At 51.2% G+C, this 19,530-nt stretch carries 16 protein-coding genes and 1 other RNA gene; 15 read left to right on the top strand and 2 right to left on the bottom strand.

What is annotated here, in order from left to right:
- The first annotated feature begins 43 nt into the window (after nucleotides 1-43).
- From rprA to IMQ48_RS11390, 8 genes are all read left to right on the top strand, one after another.
- Nucleotides 44-151, top strand: an RNA gene (gene rprA, locus IMQ48_RS11425) — antisense sRNA RprA.
- 204 nt (nucleotides 152-355) lie between these two features.
- A complete protein-coding gene (locus IMQ48_RS11420; RefSeq protein WP_196209181.1) occupies nucleotides 356-712 on the top strand; it encodes a YdiL family protein in 357 nt (118 codons plus the stop codon).
- Between the two features lie 47 nt (nucleotides 713-759).
- Nucleotides 760-1,971 (top strand): MFS transporter, encoded by a 1,212-nt coding sequence (locus tag IMQ48_RS11415; RefSeq protein WP_196209122.1) that lies wholly within the window; start codon nucleotides 760-762, stop codon nucleotides 1,969-1,971.
- Between the two features lie 240 nt (nucleotides 1,972-2,211).
- Nucleotides 2,212-3,447, top strand: a complete 1,236-nt coding sequence (locus tag IMQ48_RS11410) for an MFS transporter (RefSeq protein WP_196209121.1) — start codon at nucleotides 2,212-2,214, stop codon at nucleotides 3,445-3,447.
- A gap of 21 nt (nucleotides 3,448-3,468) precedes the next feature.
- Entirely contained in the window at nucleotides 3,469-4,335 is an 867-nt protein-coding gene (gene ydiB, locus IMQ48_RS11405; RefSeq protein WP_196209120.1) for a quinate/shikimate dehydrogenase, read from the top strand.
- A gap of 35 nt (nucleotides 4,336-4,370) precedes the next feature.
- Nucleotides 4,371-5,129 carry a type I 3-dehydroquinate dehydratase gene (gene aroD, locus IMQ48_RS11400; RefSeq protein ID WP_196209119.1) on the top strand — a complete coding sequence of 253 codons (759 nt, stop codon included), beginning with the start codon at nucleotides 4,371-4,373 and terminating at the stop codon, nucleotides 5,127-5,129.
- A gap of 155 nt (nucleotides 5,130-5,284) precedes the next feature.
- Entirely contained in the window at nucleotides 5,285-6,880 is a 1,596-nt protein-coding gene (locus IMQ48_RS11395; RefSeq protein WP_196209118.1) for an acyl CoA:acetate/3-ketoacid CoA transferase, read from the top strand.
- 12 nt (nucleotides 6,881-6,892) lie between these two features.
- Complete coding sequence (locus IMQ48_RS11390) at nucleotides 6,893-8,044, top strand: acyl-CoA dehydrogenase (RefSeq protein WP_135321630.1); 1,152 nt, start codon at nucleotides 6,893-6,895, stop codon at nucleotides 8,042-8,044.
- A gap of 53 nt (nucleotides 8,045-8,097) precedes the next feature.
- Here IMQ48_RS11390 and IMQ48_RS11385 read toward each other — a convergent pair whose 3' ends face one another.
- On the bottom strand, nucleotides 8,098-8,988 hold the full coding sequence (locus tag IMQ48_RS11385; RefSeq protein WP_196209117.1) for an AraC family transcriptional regulator: 891 nt from the start codon (nucleotides 8,986-8,988) through the stop codon (nucleotides 8,098-8,100).
- A 506-nt stretch (nucleotides 8,989-9,494) separates the two neighbouring features.
- On the opposite strand from IMQ48_RS11385, the gene IMQ48_RS11380 reads away from it, so the two are divergent.
- The 5 genes from IMQ48_RS11380 to fadK all read left to right on the top strand — a co-directional run bounded on the left by IMQ48_RS11380 (nucleotide 9,495) and on the right by fadK (nucleotide 14,570).
- The gene (locus tag IMQ48_RS11380; protein WP_196209116.1) at nucleotides 9,495-10,259 is read left to right on the top strand and encodes an electron transfer flavoprotein; all 765 of its coding nucleotides are present in this window, start codon (nucleotides 9,495-9,497) and stop codon (nucleotides 10,257-10,259) included.
- 21 nt (nucleotides 10,260-10,280) lie between these two features.
- Nucleotides 10,281-11,216 carry an electron transfer flavoprotein subunit alpha gene (locus IMQ48_RS11375; protein WP_196209115.1) on the top strand — a complete coding sequence of 312 codons (936 nt, stop codon included), beginning with the start codon at nucleotides 10,281-10,283 and terminating at the stop codon, nucleotides 11,214-11,216.
- A gap of 55 nt (nucleotides 11,217-11,271) precedes the next feature.
- Nucleotides 11,272-12,561 carry an FAD-dependent oxidoreductase gene (locus IMQ48_RS11370; protein ID WP_196209114.1) on the top strand — a complete coding sequence of 430 codons (1,290 nt, stop codon included), beginning with the start codon at nucleotides 11,272-11,274 and terminating at the stop codon, nucleotides 12,559-12,561.
- Complete coding sequence (locus IMQ48_RS11365) at nucleotides 12,558-12,851, top strand: ferredoxin family protein (protein ID WP_196209113.1); 294 nt, start codon at nucleotides 12,558-12,560, stop codon at nucleotides 12,849-12,851. The genes IMQ48_RS11370 and IMQ48_RS11365 overlap by 4 nt, the downstream gene beginning before the upstream one ends.
- Nucleotides 12,852-12,932: 81 nt before the next feature.
- Complete coding sequence (gene fadK / locus IMQ48_RS11360; RefSeq protein WP_196209112.1) at nucleotides 12,933-14,570, top strand: medium-chain fatty-acid--CoA ligase; 1,638 nt, start codon at nucleotides 12,933-12,935, stop codon at nucleotides 14,568-14,570.
- A 97-nt stretch (nucleotides 14,571-14,667) separates the two neighbouring features.
- Here the strand turns inward: fadK and ppsA are convergent, their stop codons facing one another.
- A complete protein-coding gene (gene ppsA, locus IMQ48_RS11355; protein ID WP_196209111.1) occupies nucleotides 14,668-17,046 on the bottom strand; it encodes a phosphoenolpyruvate synthase in 2,379 nt (792 codons plus the stop codon).
- 330 nt (nucleotides 17,047-17,376) lie between these two features.
- On the opposite strand from ppsA, the gene ppsR reads away from it, so the two are divergent.
- Both ppsR and aroH read left to right on the top strand, forming a co-directional pair.
- On the top strand, nucleotides 17,377-18,210 hold the full coding sequence (gene ppsR, locus IMQ48_RS11350; protein ID WP_196209110.1) for a posphoenolpyruvate synthetase regulatory kinase/phosphorylase PpsR: 834 nt from the start codon (nucleotides 17,377-17,379) through the stop codon (nucleotides 18,208-18,210).
- A 155-nt stretch (nucleotides 18,211-18,365) separates the two neighbouring features.
- Nucleotides 18,366-19,412 (top strand): 3-deoxy-7-phosphoheptulonate synthase AroH, encoded by a 1,047-nt coding sequence (gene aroH / locus IMQ48_RS11345; RefSeq protein ID WP_196209109.1) that lies wholly within the window; start codon nucleotides 18,366-18,368, stop codon nucleotides 19,410-19,412.
- Nucleotides 19,413-19,530 lie beyond the last annotated feature (118 nt).

The following is a 19,530-nucleotide window of genomic DNA, read 5'->3' as shown; positions in this document are numbered from 1 at the left end:
GAATCTGATCGACGTGAAAAATCGACATGCCTACTATTGTCTCAAGGCTTTAGATCAACACATTGATTTATAAGCATGGAAATCCCCTGAGTGAAACAACGAATTGCTGTGTGTAGTCTTTGCCCATCTCCCACGATGGGCTTTTTTTTTATTTTTCTACCTGCGCTAACTGACATGCAACCTCACCATCAGCAACTTACAGCTTTGCACCTTTCCCCTGCTCTTATTGATAAAACTCCGCATATTCACAGCCTAATAACAAATAATATTGCACAAGATAGTGTGACTCTCTTCAAGTTGAAATATCCACAGTAATGCTATTACTACTCCACCGTTTTTATTAAGTGATGAAATGATGAACGCATTCGAATTGCAGGCATTCCGCCATCTTTTTGCGCTATCGGTTGAGGAAAGTGCAATTTATATCGCGTTGGATGGCAATGTTATCGCCTGGCTGCAATGGGAAAATGGTGAACGTGATATCCCGGAGAACATCGTGCAGCGTTGCTCAGAAATGAAAGCGAAACGCAGATTGCGAATTAACGCGATCATCGAAAAAATAAACAATCGTATTGGTAATAATACGATGCGTTTTTTCCCCGACCTGACGTCTTTTCAGGCAGTGTATAACAACGATAATTTTCTCGACTGGAAAATTTATCAATCGACGGCTGTTGAACTCTATGCTCACGATCTCGAGCGTTTGTGCTAAGAAACCGCGACGCCACACCCTTTAGCCTCTTCGCTGAGTAACACATTATGAAAAATACCTATTTCTCCACTGCGATAGGGCTGTACCTTAATTATCTGGTACACGGTATGGGGGTCATTCTGATGAGCCTCAATATGTCCTCACTGGAACAACAGTGGCAAACCAATACGGCTGGCGTTTCAATTGTCATTTCCTCTCTCGGCATCGGTCGATTAAGCGTCTTATTACTGGCAGGTTTACTCTCCGATCGCTATGGACGTAGACCGTTTATCCTGCTCGGTATGATCTGCTACCTGTGTTTCTTTGTAGGTATTATTAATACGCACAGCATTTATATTGCCTACGCGTTTGGTTTTTTAGCCGGGATGGCAAACAGTTTTCTTGATGCAGGAACCTATCCCAGCCTGATGGAGGCGTTTCCTCGCTCCCCCAGCACCGCCAATATTCTGATTAAAGCCTTTGTCTCGAGCGGACAGTTCCTGTTGCCGATGATCATCAGCCTGTTGGTGTGGGCCGAGCTTTGGTTTGGTTGGTCCTTCCTGCTGGCGGCGGGCATGATGCTTGCCAACGGCGTATTTTTATTTCGTTGTCGATTTCCAGTACATCCGGGGCACCAACCCGCTATCAAGCGTATACCAGAAACGACGGTGGCTAAGCATCATTGTTCCCTGATCGATCTTGGCAGTTACACCCTGTATGGCTATATCTCAATGGCAACCTTTTACCTGGTGAGCCAGTGGCTGGCGCAGTATGGACAGTTTGTTGCCGGAATGTCATATACCTTATCCATCAAGCTGTTAAGCATTTACACCTGCGGTTCGCTTCTGTGCGTGATGATCACCGCCCCACTGGCAAGAAAGGCCGAACGTGCGCCGTCCCTGTTGATGCTTTACACGTTTATCTCACTTATCGCGCTGCTGACGGTCTGCCTGCATCCCGCGCCAGTGGTGGTGATCATCTTCGCCTTTGTTATCGGTTTTTCATCTGCCGGCGGCGTGGTGCAAATCGGGTTAACGTTGATGGCGGCACGCTTCCCATATGCCAAAGGAAAAGCCACCGGGATTTATTACAGTGCGGGCAGTATAGCCACCTTCACCATTCCTCTGATTACGGCACGACTCTCACAAACCGGCATTGCCCATATTATGTGGTTTGATACCGGCATGGCCGCGGTTGGCTTCCTGCTGGCACTGTTTATTGGATATCGCAGCCGCATGGCGTCAAAGCATCCGTTAAAAATGGCACCACTTGCCGAATAGTATGGTTGCAATATTGTTCACCGCTTCTGCAATATAATTGGGTGAGCATTTAAAACATCAGCAAAACGATAGCAGGAAGAATTAATTTCACACTTTAGCATGCAATATACCTGGTCACTTAAACGTCATGCTATGTAGGTTCGATATCCGTCAATCGGTATAGTAATAACATTGTCATCGTCATTAGAATTAGCGCGATGAAAAAAGAACAATTTAAAAATCCGCAAGGAGATTTGCAACATGTCTCAGAACAAGGCCTTAAATACGCCATTTCTTCTGGCGATAATCTGTATTTATTTTAGCTATTTCCTGCATGGTATTAGCGTCATTACGCTGGCACAAAATATGACCTCTCTTGCAGAGAAATTTTCCACCGACAATGCCGGGATCGCCTATTTAATTTCTGGCATCGGTTTGGGTCGACTGGTCAGTATTTTATTCTTTGGCGTACTCTCCGATAAATTCGGCCGTCGGGCCATTATCTTGTTAGGCGTCATTCTTTATATGCTGTTCTTCTTCGGTATTCCCGCCAGCCCAAATCTGATGATTGCCTTTATTCTTGCGGTTTGCGTTGGTGTCGCCAACTCCGCGCTGGATACCGGTGGCTATCCGGCATTAATGGAGTGTTTCCCCAAGGCCTCCGGTTCGGCAGTTATTCTGGTAAAGGCAATGGTGTCGTTTGGGCAGATGATCTACCCGATTATTGTCAGCACCATGCTGCTGAATCATATCTGGTACGGCTACGCGGTCATTATCCCGGGCGTTCTGTTCGTGGTGATTACCTTCATGCTGCTCAAAAGCCGCTTCCCCAGCCAACTGGTGGACGCAGGCGTGGCGAAGGATCTGCCGCAAATGAACAGTAAGCCACTGGTGTGGCTGGAAGGCGTGGCATCAGTGATGTTCGGTGTCGCCGCATTTTCGACCTTTTACGTTATCGTGGTCTGGATGCCGAAATACGCCATGGCCTTTGCCGGAATGGCGGAAGCCGATGCGTTGAAAACTATCTCTTACTACAGCATGGGTTCCCTGGTCTGCGTGTTTATTTTTGCTGCACTGCTGAAGAAATTAGTCCGTCCGATCTGGGCCAACGTGTTTAACGCCGGGCTGGCAACCATTACAGCTGCAGTTATCTATCTGTACCCCTCACCGCTGGTGTGTAACGCGGGCTCATTTCTCATCGGTTTCTCTGCTGCTGGCGGTATTTTACAACTGGGCGTATCGGTGATGTCAGAATTCTTCCCAAAGAGCAAAGCCAAAGTCACCAGTATTTATATGATGATGGGAGGCGTTGCCAACTTTATTATTCCGCTAATCACCGGATACCTGTCTAACATCGGCCTGCAATACATTATTTTGCTCGATCTGGTCTTTGCCCTACTGGCATTTATCACGGCCATTATCGTCTTTATCCGTTACTACCGTGTATTTGATATACCCAAAAACGATGTGCGGTTGGGCGAACGTTATTTTCAATAAAGAGTTCACAAGGAGTTAAAAATGGATGTTACTGCAAAATATGAACTGATTGGTCTGATGGCCTACCCAATCAGACATAGCCTGTCACCAGAAATGCAAAATAAAGCGCTGGAAAAAGCCGGACTGCCGTTTACCTACATGGCATTTGAAGTCGATAACTCAACATTTGCAGGTGCCATTGAAGGATTGAAAGCATTAAAAATGCGTGGTACCGGCGTCTCTATGCCCAATAAACAGTTGGCATGCGAATATGTCGATGAATTAACCCCCGCCGCTAAACTGGTCGGTGCCATCAATACCATCGTTAACGACAATGGCTATCTTCGCGGCTACAACACCGACGGCACCGGCCATATTCGCGCCATTAAAGAAAGTGGCTTCGATATAAAAGGTAAAACCATGGTACTGTTGGGCGCAGGTGGTGCATCAACCGCTATTGGCGCACAGGCTGCCATTGAAGGCATTAAAGAGATTAAACTGTTTAACCGTCAGGATGATTTCTATAACAAGGCGCTTGAGTTCGCTAAGCGCGTGAATGAAAACACCGATTGCGTGGTGACCGTTATCGATCTGGCCGACCAGCAGGCCTTTGCCGACGCCCTGGCCAGCGCAGACATTTTGACTAATGGCACAAAAGTCGGCATGAAACCGCTGGAAAATGAATCTATTGTTAGCGATGAGTCGCTGCTACGCCCGGACCTGCTGGTGACCGAATGCGTCTACAACCCGCATATGACCAAGTTACTGCAGCAGGCACAGCGTGCCGGTTGCAAAACGATTGATGGTTACGGCATGTTGTTATGGCAAGGGGCTGAACAGTTTAAGTTGTGGACCGGGAAAGACTTTCCGCTGGAATACGTTAAGCAGGTTATGGGGTTTGCCGCCTGACGGGCAACGATCTGTAATTTTTTAAAGGGTAATCAATGAAAACCGTAACCGTAAGAAACCTCGTGATTGGCGAGGGTGCGCCGAAAATCATTGTTTCGTTGATGGGTAAAGACATCGCCACGGTGAAAGCTGAAGCGCTGGCCTACCGCGAAGCAGACTTCGACATTCTGGAATGGCGCGTTGACCATTTTGCCGACGTCTCCTCCATTGACGCAGTGCTGGAAGCAGCCCGTACGATCCGTGACGTGATGGATGATAAACCGCTGCTTTTCACCTTCCGCAGCGCCAAAGAAGGCGGTGAACAGGCACTGTCTGTTGCAGACTATATTGCGCTTAACTGTGCGGCAGTGGATAGCGGTCTGGTGGATATGATCGATCTGGAGTTGTTTACCGGCGATGAGCAGGTTAAAGCCACCGTCGAGCATGCGCACGCGAAGAAAGTCCTGGTGATTATGTCGAATCATGATTTCCATAAAACACCGGCAGCTGAAGACATTATCCAGCGCCTGCGTAAAATGCAGGAACTGGGCGCAGATATCCCGAAAATTGCGCTAATGCCGCAAAACAAGACGGATGTCCTGACGCTGCTTAGCGCTACGCTTGAGATGCAAGAGCACTACGCCGACCGCCCGATTATTACTATGTCGATGGCCAAAACCGGCGTAATTTCGCGACTGGCGGGTGAAGTTTTTGGTTCTGCGGCGACCTTTGGCGCAGTAAAAAAAGCCTCAGCGCCCGGGCAAATATCTGTCTCCGACCTGCGTAGCGTACTGACAATTTTGCATCAGGCTTAATATCAGAATATTTCTGAACTGTTTTAAATAATCCCCTGCCCCATTATTCGCGTCACTGCGAATATCGGGCAGATGGTTAACTGCATTCAAAATATGCACATTATTTTTATCGAATTAAACGATAGGCAGCCTCACGCCTGTAACCTGGAGTTTATATGAAACTAAACAGACCTGAACGTATTAATGGTCGGGTGCCGGTATTATCGGCAACGGACGCAGTTAATTATATACCTGATGAAGCCACGCTCTGCATATTAGGTGCCGGCGGCGGTATTCTGGAGGCCAGCACGTTAATTAGCGCACTGGCCGAAAAATATAAAACTTGCCAAACTCCGCGTAATTTATCGCTAATTAGTCCGACGGGATTGGGCGATCGCGCCGACCGGGGTATTAGCCCGTTGGCACAAGAAGGATTGGTCAAATGGGCGCTATGCGGACATTGGGGACAATCACCCCGGATCTCCGAACTCGCCGAAAAAAATAAAATCGCCGCCTATAACTACCCCCAGGGCGTATTAACGCAAACACTACGCGCAGCAGCAGCCCACCAGCCGGGCATTCTGAGTGATATCGGTATCGGCACGTTTGTTGACCCCCGCCAGCAGGGTGGCAAGCTCAATGAAGTGACCACCGACGATCTGATCAAACTGGTGGAGATAGACAATAAGGAATACCTCTACTACAAGGCCATCGCGCCCACTATCGCCTTCATTCGCGCCACCACCTGCGATAGCGAAGGCTACGCTACGTTTGAAGATGAAGTGATGTACCTCGATGCGTTGGTGATTGCCCAGGCCGTGCATAATCACGGTGGCATCGTCATGATGCAGGTACAAAAAATGGTCAAGAAAGCCACTCTTCATCCCAAAGCGGTGCGTATTCCGGGCTATCTGGTGGACATCGTGGTGGTCGACCCTGACCAGACCCAACTGTACGGCGGGGCACCTGTTAACCGCTTTATTTCCGGCGACTTTATCCTTGATGACAGCCAGCAAATCGCCCTGCCGCTCAACCAGCGTAAACTGGTGGCCAGGCGCGCCCTGTTCGAAATGCGCAAAGGCGCAGTGGGTAACGTAGGGGTCGGTATCGCTGACGGCATTGGTCTGGTCGCACGCGAAGAAGGCTGCGCCGACGACTTTATTCTGACGGTAGAAACTGGTCCAGTGGGCGGTATTACCTCACAAGGCATTGCCTTCGGTGCCAACGTTAACACCCGTGCCATTATGGATATGACCACCCAGTTCGATTTCTACCACGGCGGCGGTCTCGACGTGTGCTATTTGAGTTTTGCCGAAGTAGACAGCCACGGTAACGTCGGCGTGCATAAATTCAATGGCAAGATTATGGGCACCGGCGGATTTATCGATATTAGCGCCACCTCGAAGAAAATTATTTTCTGCGGCACACTCACTGCCGGAAGTCTTAAAACAGAGGTCGCCGACGGTAAATTAAATATTGTCCAGGAAGGTCGGGTGAAAAAATTCGTCAGCGCATTACCTGAAATAACCTTCAGTGGAAAAATCGCCCTTGAACGCGGTTTAGATGTGCGTTACATCACCGAACGTGCCGTCTTCACATTAAAAGAGGATGGTCTCCACTTGGTAGAAATTGCCCCTGGTGTTTCCTTACAAGAAGATATTCTGGACAAAATGGATTTCGTCCCAGTTATTTCTCCTGAGTTAAAACTCATGGACGAAAGATTATTTATCAATACCTCAATGGGTTTCGTTTTACCCAACGCCGCCAATTAAAAGGAGTACCTAATGGACTTTTCGTTAACGGAAGAACAAGAGCTGTTGCTTGCCAGTATTCGCGAGCTGATCACCAGCAATTTCCCGGAGGAATATTTCCGCACCTGCGATCAGACGGCCACCTACCCGAAAGAGTTTATGCGTGCCCTTGCGGATAACGGTATTTCAATGCTGGGCGTGCCGGAAGAGTTCGGCGGCATACCGGCAGATTATGTCACCCAAATGCTGGCGCTGATGGAAGTGTCAAAATGCGGCGCCCCGGCATTTTTAATCACTAACGGGCAGTGTATTCACAGCATGCTCCGTTTTGGTTCCGCCGAGCAGTTGCGTAAAACGGCTGAAAGCACCATGGAGACCGGCGATCCGGCGTATGCGCTGGCGTTAACCGAACCGGGCGCAGGATCTGACAACAATAGCGCTACCACCAGCTACACCCGTAAAAACGGCAAAGTGTATCTGAACGGACAAAAAACCTTTATTACCGGTGCTAAAGAGTACCCGTACATGTTGGTACTGGCGCGCGATCCGGAGCCTAAAGATCCGAAGAAAGCCTTTACGCTGTGGTGGGTCGATTCCAGTAAACCAGGCATTAAGGTGAATCCGCTGCACAAAATCGGCTGGCACATGTTAAGCACCTGCGAAGTCTACCTCGACGACGTTGAAGTTGACGAAAGCGATAGGGTCGGCGAAGAAGGCATGGGCTTTCTCAACGTGATGTACAACTTTGAAATGGAACGTCTTATCAACGCCGCGCGCAGTACCGGCTTTGCCGAATGCGCCTTCGAAGATGCCGCACGTTACGCCAACCAGCGTATTGCTTTCGGCAAGCCGATTGGCCACAACCAGATGATCCAGGAAAAACTGGCGCTGATGGCGGTTAAAATCGAAAATATGCGCAATATGGTGTTGAAGGTCGCCTGGCAGGCCGATCAGAAGCAATCGCTGCGTACCAGCGCTGCGCTGGCAAAATTATACTGCGCCCGCACGGCGATGGAAGTGATTGACGACGCGATTCAAATTATGGGCGGTCTGGGTTATACCGATGAAGCCCGCGTTTCTCGCTTCTGGCGCGATGTACGCTGCGAACGTATTGGCGGCGGCACGGATGAAATCATGATTTACGTTGCGGGTCGGCAGATCCTGAAAGATTACCAGAACAAGTAAGGGTCAATTGCCCGGTAGGCGTAATGCTTACCGGGCGCCAAGAAAACCGGGAGCTAAATCTCCGGCATCAGACACTCCTGCTCAAGCAGATTGTTTTTAAACTGCTTGCGATAATCGCTGGGAGAACAACCCACATGTCGCTGAAAGAGTTTGGCAAAGTGATCGACATTTTCATATCCTACCCGCCACGAAATTTCTGCCAGTGATGATTCTGTATTAGTCAGAGTAAATTTAGCCTCCGTCATTCTCCGTTGAATAACATAATTAATCGGTGAAATTCGATACTCTTTGGTAAATTCATGGCAAATATAACTTACGCTGGCACGGAATTTTTTCGACAACTGCTCAAGCGTTATTTTTTCACGGAAATTATTATTTAAATACACCAACACATCTTTAATTAAAATATCTTTCTTAATATACCCCTGCTCCGAACGATATGCATTTTTGAAATTTTCATAATACAGTACGGTTAATGCATATGCGAAAGCATAATAGGCCGCCGAAGTCGGATTATTTTTGCTCTGTGGCAACATAACACTCAGCTCGTTAAAAATACTCTTAATCACCTCCTTCCCCTGTCCGGCGCTAATCACCGGGCATGAATGAGCCTGCAGCAACTGGTTATCCTGCCAGCCATTAAAGCGAAACCCTGCCAGGGCGCAAGTGTAGGTGGTAGCCGGTGCGCTGCTGTCAGACGCAACCGCATGCAACCGGCCTTGTTCTATCACCACAATATCGCCAGCATGTGCAACATACAGTGATGAGTCGATAATGAATCTGGCGACACCTTTTTTAACATAAATGAGCTCGGTTTCATTGTCATGAACATGGTGACCTGACTCCCAGTTCGGATCGTCACTAATGACGAACCGTGAAAACACAGGGGTCTTCCCCTGCTCAAAAAGGGTTTCCATGGCATTATCAAAACAGCGTTGATACATGACAGCCTCCACATTAGGACCGGAATTTTGGGATAAGTAATAGCGATAAAATAAAGTGACTGAACATGTTATACAACGTTATTTCAACCTAACGGAACAAAATTATTGGTGCCACTTGCAAGATGATACGCGTTGCTATAATACGTTATCTTCATCGTTTGTTTACGTTTTGAAATTAATCAAACGCGTAAATGTTAGTATTTGATCGCTAGTTATTTACATAACAGAAACATAAATAATCAGATACTGATTAAAAACATGATGCATTTCGCAATTTATTCCCCTTGCTCTCTTTTTCTTTTTATTTCTGCCGCCGATAACGTTTAAGCCTCGCTTATCAGTAAAGCCTCCTGTCGACACTTTTTTTTGCAAGATTGTTGGAAGCGAAAACAGATTGTCCCGTCGAAAATGCCCCTCGCCTGCCGCACACTATTTTCAGTCAACTTTCCCTACTAGCGATAATGACGCTCCCCGTCATCATCTGAACATGACTCACCGGAGATGCCATGAAAATAGTCACCTGCTTTAAGTTGGTCCCTGAAGAACAGGACATTGTTGTTACCCCGGAGCGCTCACTTAACTTTGACAGAGCCGAAGCCAAAATCAGTCAATTTGACTTAAACGCCATCGAAGCCGCAACGCAGATGGCTGTAGAAGGTGACGAAATCGTCGCCTTAACGGTTGGCGGCTCGCTGTTGCAAAACTCCAAAGTCCGTAAAGATGTCTTGTCCCGCGGCCCGAACAGCCTGTTTATGGTCCAGGATGCACAACTGGAACATTCACTGCCCAGAGACACAGCGCAGGCGCTGGCCTGCGCCGCAACGAAAATTGAATTTGATCTGATGTTATTCGGTGAAGGGTCAGGCGATATCTATGCGCAACAGGTAGGCTTGCTGGTGGGCGAACTCCTGCAGTTGCCCGTCGTCAACGCGGTGAGCAAGATAGAACGTCACGGCGAGCGAATTCTGGTCGAACGCGCGCTTGAGGATGAGATTGAAGTGCTTGAACTTCCGCTCCCCGCTGTAATTTGCGTTACGTCAGATATCAACACGCCGCGCATTCCGTCAATGAAAGCCATTCTTGGCGCTGGGAAGAAATCCGTCACCCCCTGGCAGGCCAGCGATATTGGCTGGACGCCTGTGCCGCCGTTAGCGGAACTGGTGGCAATAACGGTGCCACCACAAACCGAGCGTAAACGCATCATTCTGGAAAATGACTCAGCGGACGCCATTGCTGAACTGGCCGACCACCTGAAAAAAGCCCTGAATTAAGCCCAACGGAGAGAAAACATTATGAGTAAATTAGCTAACGTCTGGGTATTTAGCGATAACGCTGAACGCTACGCAGAATTAATGACCGGCGCGCGTCAATGGGGTGAACAGGTCCATATCATTGTGCAAGGTAGCGAGCAGGCCAGCCAGGTTCAGCCACTCGGTGCTGATAGCGTCATCGTACTTGAGCAATCCTCCGCGTTACAGCGCGTTGAAAACTATGCCGAAACCGTCACTTCGCTGCTGCAAGATCACAACGGTTTACTGCTGATGCCCGCCACCAAGCGTGCGAAATCCCTTGGCGCGCGTCTGAGCATTCAACTTAATGCGGCAATGGTGAATGACGCCACCTCGGTAAGTCTTGATGCTGGCGCACTGTTCGTTGAACACCGTATGTATGGCGGACTGGCATTCGGCAAAGAAAAGCTCAATAGCAACCTGACCATTATCACGCTCGCTGCCAGCGTACTGGAGCCGATCGAGGCCAACCCAGCGCACACCTGCCCGGTTACCGCTGCGCCGTACATCACCCCACGCCATGAAATTATGTGTCAGGAGCGTCGCGCCAAATCCCTGAGCAGCGTGGATCTCAGCAAAGCCAAACGCGTGGTGGGCGTCGGTCGCGGTCTGGTGGCGCAAGCCGATCTGGAGATGGTACATAAACTGGCGGCCGTGCTGGGTGCGGAAGTCGGTTGTTCACGCCCGATTGCCGAAGGCGAAAACTGGATGGAGCGCGAACGCTACATCGGCGTTTCCGGCGTGTTGCTGAAGTCTGATCTGTACCTGACGCTGGGAATCTCAGGGCAAATCCAGCATATGGTCGGCGGTAATGGCGCAAAAATTATCGTCGCCATCAACAAAGATAAAAAAGCCCCGATTTTTAATTATGCCGATTACGGCCTGGTCGGCGATATCTACAAAGTCGTGCCGGCCCTTATCGAACAGTTAAACCGCTAATCCCTCATTTAATCCACATCTCCCGCTGTGCTCACAGCGGGGAAGGAGCATAAGCATGTCAGATGAAAAATTTGATGCCATTGTGGTTGGTGCTGGCGTGGCGGGAGCGGTGGCCGCCTACGTGATGGCGAAAGCTGGACTCGACGTGCTGGTCATTGAACGCGGAAATAGCGCGGGCAGTAAGAACATGACCGGCGGGCGACTCTATGCACACAGCCTTGAAAGCATTATGCCAGGATTTGCCGAGGAAGCGCCTGTCGAGCGTAAAGTGACGCGCGAGAAAATCTCCTTTCTAACCGAAGAAAGCGCCGTCACGCTCGATTTTCATGGTGAAAAAAACACGGCCGCAACGCAGGATTCGTACACGGTTTTACGCAGCCGTTTTGACCCGTGGCTAATGGATAAAGCCGAACAGGCGGGCGCACAGTTTATTCCAGGCGTACGCGTCGATGCATTACTCCGAGAAGGCAACAAAGTCACTGGTGTACAGGCGGGTGACGATATTCTGGAAGCTAACATCGTCATCCTCGCCGACGGTGTTAATTCCATGCTGGGGCGTTCGCTCGGCATGGTCCCGCCCTCTTCGGCACACCACTATGCCGTCGGCGTTAAAGAGTTGATTGGCTTGCCACCCGCCGTCATTGCGGACCGTTTCAATCTTTCAGGCAACGACGGCGCGGCCTGGTTGTTTGCCGGTTCCCCGTCAAACGGGTTGATGGGGGGTGGCTTCCTTTACACCAACCAGGATTCGATTTCTCTGGGGCTGGTCTGCGGTCTGGGCGATATCGCCCACGCAACGAAGAGCGTTCCGCAAATGCTTGAAGATTTTAAACAGCATCCAACCATTCGTCCGCTGATTGCCGGGGGTGAATTGCTGGAATATTCGGCGCATATGGTGCCGGAAGGCGGTCTGGCAATGGTGCCTGAACTGGTCGATAACGGCGTGATGATCGTCGGCGATGCCGCTGGTTTCTGCCTGAATCTGGGGTATACGATCCGCGGCATGGATCTGGCTATTGCCTCTGCTGAGGCAGCGGCGAAAACGGCTATCGCGGCGAAAGAACGCCAGGATTTCTCGGCCAACAGTCTGATGGGCTACAAACATGCCCTTGAGCAGGGTTGCGTCATGCATGAATTACAGCATTTTCGCAAAATCCCGGCGTTGATGGAAAACCCGCGTCTGTTCACCCAGTACCCGCGCATGGTGGCAGATATCATGAGCGAGATGTTCACCGTTGATGGACGTCCGACACCCCCAATGCGCAAAAGGATCATGCCCCATGTAAAACGCATTGGGTTAATGAACTTACTGAAGGACGGCATTAAGGGAGCAACTGCACTATGAACCAGGACAACACCGTGAACGTTGACGTCAAACTGGGCGCTAATAAATTCAACGTTGATGAAGGACATCCGCACATTATTCTGGCCGCCCACCCGGACCTGAATGAGTTTCGCAAACTGCTCAATGCTTGCCCTGCCGGGCTGTACAAGCAGGACGATGACGGAAATATCCATTTTGACTCAGCTGGATGCCTTGAGTGCGGAACCTGCCGGGTGCTATGCGGCGAAACAATCCTCGAACAGTGGGAGTATCCGGTCGGCACATTTGGCGTCGATTTTCGTTATGGATAACGGATGTTGTAGGTTGCAGGTCGGATAAGGCGCAGCCGTCATCCGGCAAGACGTATGCCGCAATCATCCAGGGACAAACCAATGAGTGTCAGATTAACGTTCAACGCCGAGCGTCGTCACGCCTGGCGACAGCAAGGACTGTGGGGAGATGCCTCACTGGGCGATTACTGGAGCCAGACCGCCCGGGCCGTACCAGATAAAATTGCCGTGGTCGATAATCACGGCGATGCCTACACCTACGCCGCACTCGATCGCGCCGCCAGCAGCCTGGCCACCTGGTTTTTAGCCAGCGGCATTCAACCCGGCGATCGGGTGGCCTTCCAGTTGCCGGGCTGGTGTGAATTTACCGTGATTTATCTGGCTTGCCTGAAAACCGGCGCCGTTTCCGTACCGCTACTGCCCGCCTGGCGCGAAGCAGAGCTGGTATGGGTGCTAAATAAATGCAAGGCGAAGATCTTTTTTGCGTCAACCCTGTTTAAACAGACCCGCCCGGTGGATCTGATCCTGCCCTTACAGAATCAGTTGCCGCACCTGCAACAGATTGTCGCCGTGGATAAACTGGCCCCGGCAACTGCTTCACTGGCGCTAAGCCAGCTTCTGAGCTCCCCCCCGTTAACCCACACCGTTAGCGTACACGCCGACGCGTTAGCCGCCGTGCTGTTCACCTCCGGCACGGAGGGTATGCCGAAAGGGGTAATGCTGACCCATAACAACATTCTCGCCAGCGAACGGGCCTACTGCGCCCGCCTGAACCTCAACTGGCAAGATGTTTTTTTAATGCCAGCACCGCTGGGGCATGCCACCGGTTTTCTGCACGGCGTCACGGCCCCTTTTTTAATTGGCGCACGCAGCGTGCTGCTGGATGTTTTTACCCCAACCGCCTGTCTTGAACTGCTGGAGCAACAGCGCTGTACCTGTGTCCTCGGCGCTACGCCCTTCGTCTATGACATGCTGTGCTGCGTGGAAAAACAGCCTTACGACCTCTCATCATTACGCTTCTTCTTATGCGGTGGCACCACCATTCCGCAGAAAATTGCCCGCGAGTGTCAGCAGCGCGGCATTAAGTTATTAAGCGTTTACGGCTCGACCGAAAGCTCACCGCATGCGGTGGTGAATCTCGATGATTCGCTTTCCCACATGATGAATACCGACGGCTACGCCGCTGCGGGCGTCGAAATTAAAGTGGTTGATGAGGCACGTAATACGCTGCCGCCTGGCGTGGAGGGCGAAGAGGCCTCGCGCGGGCCAAACGTGTTTATGGGCTACCTTGATGAACCCGAAATGACCGCCAGAGCACTGGATCAAGACGGCTGGTACTACAGCGGTGACTTATGCCGCATGGACGAGGCGGGCTACATTAAGATTACCGGACGTAAGAAAGATATTATCGTGCGCGGTGGCGAAAATATCAGCAGTCGTGAGGTCGAGGATATTTTATTGCAGCATCCACGTATTCACGACGCCTGCGTGGTGGCGATGCCGGACGAGCGTTTAGGGGAAAGGTCGTGCGCTTACGTGGTACTTAAACCTCCGCATCACTCGCTGTCGCTGGAGTCGGTAGTGGCCTTCTTTAGCCGCAAGCGGGTAGCAAAGTACAAATATCCTGAACATCTGGTGATTGTCGAGAAATTACCGCGCACAGCCGCCGGTAAAATTCAGAAGTATCAGCTTCGCCAGGACATTATTCAGCGGTTAAGCAGGGAGAACGTTGCAGACTAAAATGCCGGAGGCGATGCTAACGCATCTTATCCGGCCTACGTTGAAAGCAAACCGTAGGCCGGATAAGGACTTTACGCCGCCATCCGGCAGGGTATTATTACTTGTTCAGTTCCGCCAGGCTCAGCCAGGTCTGTACGACAGTGTCCGGGTTCAGCGACAGGCTGTCGATCCCCTCTTCCATCAGCCAGGCCGCGAAGTCTTCGTGGTCAGAGGGGCCCTGACCGCAAATACCCACGTATTTACCCTGTTTCTTGGCCGCGCGAATCGCCATCGACAGCAGCGCTTTCACCGCGTCGTTACGCTCATCAAACAGTTCAGACACCACGCCGGAATCACGGTCCAGACCCAGCGCCAGCTGCGTCATGTCGTTCGAGCCGATAGAGAAACCGTCGAAGTACTCAAGGAACTGCTCAGCCAGCAAGGCGTTGGATGGGATCTCACACATCATGATTATCTTCAGCCCGTTTTCACCGCGCTTCAGACCCTGACGAGCCAGCTCTTCCACCACCGCTTTGGCCTGCGCCACGGTACGCACAAACGGCACCATCACTTCAACGTTGGTCAGTCCCATCTCGTTGCGCACGCGCTTCACCGCGTCACATTCGAGTGCGAAGCAGTCGCGGAAGCTGTCTGCCACGTAACGGCCCGCCCCACGGAAGCCCAGCATCGGGTTCTCTTCATGCGGCTCGTAACGCTCTCCGCCGACCAGGTTGGCATACTCGTTGGACTTAAAGTCTGACATCCGCACAATGACGCGTTTTGGATAGAACGCCGCACCCAGCGTCGCGATCCCTTCGGTCAGACGACCGACGTAGAATTCACGCGGCGAATCAAAACCTTTCATCATCGCGCGGATTTCGTTTTGCAGTTCCGGCGTCTGGTCATCAAATTCCAGCAGCGCGCGAGGATGCACGCCAATCATGCGGTTGATGATAAATTCAAGACGCGCCAGCCCGACACCTTCGTTTGGCAGGCAAGCGAAGTCGAATGCACGATCCGGGTTACCGACGTTCATCATCACCTTCAACGGCAGATCCGGCATGGTTTCGACGCTGGAACTCTTAACGCTAAAGTCGAGCATGTCGGCATACACGTAGCCGGTATCACCTTCAGCACAGGAAACGGTCACATTCTCGCCTTCCGTGATGCGATCTGTCGCATCACCACAGCCTACCACCGCCGGGATCCCCAGTTCACGGGCAATGATTGCCGCGTGACAGGTACGACCGCCACGGTTGGTGACAATCGCCGCCGCTTTTTTCATGATCGGTTCCCAGTCCGGGTCGGTCATGTCGGTGACCAGAACGTCACCAGGTTCAATGCGGTTCATTTCACTGATGTCATGAATGACCTTCACCGGACCGGCACCGATGCGGTGGCCGATAGCACGGCCCTCAGCAATGATTTTACCCTGCGCATGCAGCGTATAACGCTCCATCACCTGGCCGCGAGAACGAACGGTTTCCGGACGCGCCTGCACAATAAACAGCTTGCCGGTGTGACCGTCTTTCGCCCATTCGATGTCCATCGGACGACCGTAGTGCTTCTCAATTTGCACCGCCTGCTTCGCCAGTTCCTGCACTTCCTCGTTCGTCAGTGAGAAAATATCGCGCTGTTCCTGCGGCACATCTTCGATCGTCACCTGTTTGCCGTGTTCCTGAGTCGGCGCGTAGATCATGCGGATTTTTTTCGAACCCATGGTACGACGCACGATAGCCGGACGGTTAGCCGCCAGGATCGGTTTGTGCACATAGAATTCATCCGGGTTAACGGCCCCCTGCACTACCATTTCGCCCAGACCCCATGCGGAGGTGATAAACACCACCTGATCGAAGCCGGATTCGGTGTCGATAGAGAACATGACGCCTGAAGAGGCCAGGTCGGAGCGTACCATCCGTTGAACGCCAGCTGAGAGCGCCACGCCACGGTGGTCATACCCCTGGTGTACACGGTAAGAGATTGCGCGGTCGTTAAACAGCGAGGCAAAGACGTGCTTGATGGCCACCAGCACGGCATCAAAGCCCTGGACGTTGAGGAACGTTTCCTGCTGACCGGCAAATGAAGCATCAGGCATATCTTCTGCGGTGGCGGAGGAGCGCACGGCAAAAGAGGCCTGGGCATCATCAGCAGAAAGCTGCGCGTAGGCATCGCGGACGGCATTTTCCAGCTCAGGCTGGAAAGGAGTGTCGATAATCCACTGGCGGATCTGCGCCCCGGCTTTGGCAAGCTCGGTAACATCGTCGATATCCGTTTTATCCAGCAGTTCATAAATGCGCTGGTTTACACCGCTTTGGTCCAGAAACTGGTTAAACGCATCGGCGGTCGTTGCAAAACCATTCGGTACGGAAACACCCATACCGGAAAGGTTAGTAATCATTTCACCCAGGGAGGCATTTTTGCCTCCAACTCTGTCTACATCATTCATGCCGAGTTGGTTATACCAAAGCACCAGCGGTGACGAGCCATTGTTGGACATCGAACAATCCTTATATATGAACGAGGTTAGGAAACTCAATTTTTGCGTAATTATCTTGGCATATTTACCGCGGCGAAAAAAACGGTGAATCGTTCAAGCAACTTTATTTTTTATTTTTTCAGATTGTTTCCGCATTTGCGCAAACCCACGAGCGGCACGGGATCACCACAAAAACAGTCGGTCTAAACATTCGTTCCGAAAAATGAAATGTACTTTTCAGTAAATATAAAAATACCGTTTCATTTTATAAAATGACGACAACAATATTCGCTTCTGACGCGTTTTAATTTATGCTTTCAGAGAATTATATCTGCCCCCAGGATGCGCAAAATGGATAATGCTGTTGATCGTCACGTATTTTATATTTCTGATGGTACGGCCATCACCGCAGAGGTATTGGGACACGCGGTGATGTCGCAATTTCCGGTCACGATCAGCAGTATTACGCTGCCGTTTGTTGAAAATGAGAGCCGAGCCCGCGCGGTGAAAGACCAGATTGACGCCATTTACCAGCAAACGGGCGTACGCCCGCTGGTATTCTATTCCATCGTATTGCCGGAAATTCGCGCGATCATTTTGCAAAGCGAGGGCTTCTGTCAGGATATCGTCCAGGCGCTGGTCGCCCCGCTGCAAGATGAGATGAAACTCGACCCGACACCAATCGCTCATCGCACGCATGGACTGAATCCCGGCAACCTCAATAAGTACGATGCGCGCATTGCCGCCATTGATTACGCCCTCGCCCACGATGACGGTATTTCGTTGCGCAACCTCGATCAAGCGCAGGTTATTCTGCTCGGCGTCTCCCGCTGCGGTAAAACGCCAACCAGCCTGTATCTGGCAATGCAGTTTGGCATTCGGGCGGCGAACTACCCCTTTATTGCCGACGATATGGATAACCTGGTGCTCCCCGCGTCGCTAAAACCGCTGCAACATAAACTTTTTGGTCTGACCATTGATCCGGAACGCCTGACGGCGATCCGTGAAGAGCGTAGAGAAAACAGTCGTTATGCCTCGCTGCGTCAGTGCCGGATGGAAGTGGCCGAAGTTGAAGCGTTATACCGTAAAAACAAGATCCCATGGCTTAACAGTACCAACTATTCGGTAGAAGAGATTGCCACCAAGATCCTCGATATTATGGGGCTGAATCGCCGCATGTACTAGAATGCTAGTGCATTAGTTCATTTTTTGTTAGCATAAACTCTGGCTTGCGAGGTGTGACACGCCTCGCACTTGAAATCAGCAGGGATTGGTTTATCGTGATGCGCATCACTTCCCGGTAGTCCTGCCGTTGAAGCAACAAATTTCTGAGACACGTAATGAACCGAACTGATGAACTCCGTACTGCGCGTATTGACAATCTGGTCACTCCCGCTGAGCTGGCGCAACGGCATCCTGTGTCGTCCTCTGTCGCTCATCACGTGACGGATTCCCGACGCCGGATAGAAAAAATACTGAATGGCGAAGATCCTCGTTTGCTGGTGATCGTGGGTCCCTGCTCGATTCACGACCTCGATGCGGCCCTGGAGTACGCCACGCGCTTGCAGATGCTGCGCACCCAACACCAGGCACGCCTGGAAATCGTGATGCGGACCTATTTTGAAAAACCGCGCACCGTCGTCGGCTGGAAAGGCTTAATTTCCGACCCGGACCTGAACGGCAGCTACCGCGTTAACCACGGCATTGAGCTGGCGCGTAAACTCCTGCTACAGGTCAACGAGCTGGGGGTCCCTACGGCCACCGAATTCCTCGATATGGTCACCGGCCAGTTTATTGCCGATCTGATCAGCTGGGGTGCTATCGGCGCACGTACCACCGAAAGCCAAATCCACCGTGAAATGGCCTCTGCGCTGTCCTGCCCGGTCGGGTTTAAAAACGGGACGGATGGCAATACGCGTATCGCCGTCGATGCTATTCGCGCCTCCCGCGCCAGCCATATGTTCCTCTCACCGGATAAAACCGGTCAGATGACTATCTATCAGACCAGCGGCAACCCTTACGGGCATATCATCATGCGCGGCGGTAAAAAGCCGAATTACTTTGCAGAAGATATTGCTGCCGCCTGCGACACGCTGCACGAATTTTCGCTACCGGAGCACCTGGTAGTCGATTTCAGCCACGGCAATTGTCAGAAGCAGCATCGCCGTCAACTGGACGTGTGCGATGACGTCTGTCAGCAAATTCGTAATGGCTCAACGGCCATTGCCGGGATTATGGCAGAGAGCTTCCTGCGCGAAGGTACGCAAAAAATCGTCAGCGGTCAGCCACTGGTTTACGGTCAGTCCATTACCGACCCGTGCCTGAACTGGGAAGATACTGAACTGCTGGTCGAAAAACTTGCGGCTGCGGTGGATAGCCGCTTCTAACTTTTTCGCCGGGTAGCATAACGTTGCCCGGTGACAATCCCTTGTTTTACCCCTATTTATTCCCTCGTTTTTGCTCAAGAACCGCTCCCGTCACAATTTTTTCACAAAAAGGCTTGCC

Origin of the sequence: Citrobacter sp. Res13-Sevr-PEB04-36 (assembly GCF_015672735.1) — a bacterium.
In the GTDB taxonomy this organism is placed as follows: Bacteria; Pseudomonadota; Gammaproteobacteria; order Enterobacterales; family Enterobacteriaceae; genus Citrobacter.
The sequence above is the reverse complement of the archived record's forward strand: the minus strand, read 5'-3'. Positions and strand labels throughout refer to the sequence as shown.

Bases quoted from the DNA above. Each gene is read 5' to 3' on its own strand.
- IMQ48_RS11420 (WP_196209181.1), top strand. From the start codon at position 356: ATGAACGCATTCGAATTGCAGGCATTCCGCCATCTTTTTGCGCTATCG.
- IMQ48_RS11415 (WP_196209122.1), top strand. From the start codon at position 760: ATGAAAAATACCTATTTCTCCACTGCGATAGGGCTGTACCTTAATTAT.
- IMQ48_RS11410 (WP_196209121.1), top strand. From the start codon at position 2,212: ATGTCTCAGAACAAGGCCTTAAATACGCCATTTCTTCTGGCGATAATC.
- ydiB (WP_196209120.1), top strand. From the start codon at position 3,469: ATGGATGTTACTGCAAAATATGAACTGATTGGTCTGATGGCCTACCCA.
- aroD (WP_196209119.1), top strand. From the start codon at position 4,371: ATGAAAACCGTAACCGTAAGAAACCTCGTGATTGGCGAGGGTGCGCCG.
- IMQ48_RS11395 (WP_196209118.1), top strand. From the start codon at position 5,285: ATGAAACTAAACAGACCTGAACGTATTAATGGTCGGGTGCCGGTATTA.
- IMQ48_RS11390 (WP_135321630.1), top strand. From the start codon at position 6,893: ATGGACTTTTCGTTAACGGAAGAACAAGAGCTGTTGCTTGCCAGTATT.
- IMQ48_RS11385 (WP_196209117.1), bottom strand. From the start codon at position 8,988: ATGTATCAACGCTGTTTTGATAATGCCATGGAAACCCTTTTTGAGCAG.
- IMQ48_RS11380 (WP_196209116.1), top strand. From the start codon at position 9,495: ATGAAAATAGTCACCTGCTTTAAGTTGGTCCCTGAAGAACAGGACATT.
- IMQ48_RS11375 (WP_196209115.1), top strand. From the start codon at position 10,281: ATGAGTAAATTAGCTAACGTCTGGGTATTTAGCGATAACGCTGAACGC.
- IMQ48_RS11370 (WP_196209114.1), top strand. From the start codon at position 11,272: ATGTCAGATGAAAAATTTGATGCCATTGTGGTTGGTGCTGGCGTGGCG.
- IMQ48_RS11365 (WP_196209113.1), top strand. From the start codon at position 12,558: ATGAACCAGGACAACACCGTGAACGTTGACGTCAAACTGGGCGCTAAT.
- fadK (WP_196209112.1), top strand. From the start codon at position 12,933: ATGAGTGTCAGATTAACGTTCAACGCCGAGCGTCGTCACGCCTGGCGA.
- ppsA (WP_196209111.1), bottom strand. From the start codon at position 17,046: ATGTCCAACAATGGCTCGTCACCGCTGGTGCTTTGGTATAACCAACTC.
- ppsR (WP_196209110.1), top strand. From the start codon at position 17,377: ATGGATAATGCTGTTGATCGTCACGTATTTTATATTTCTGATGGTACG.
- aroH (WP_196209109.1), top strand. From the start codon at position 18,366: ATGAACCGAACTGATGAACTCCGTACTGCGCGTATTGACAATCTGGTC.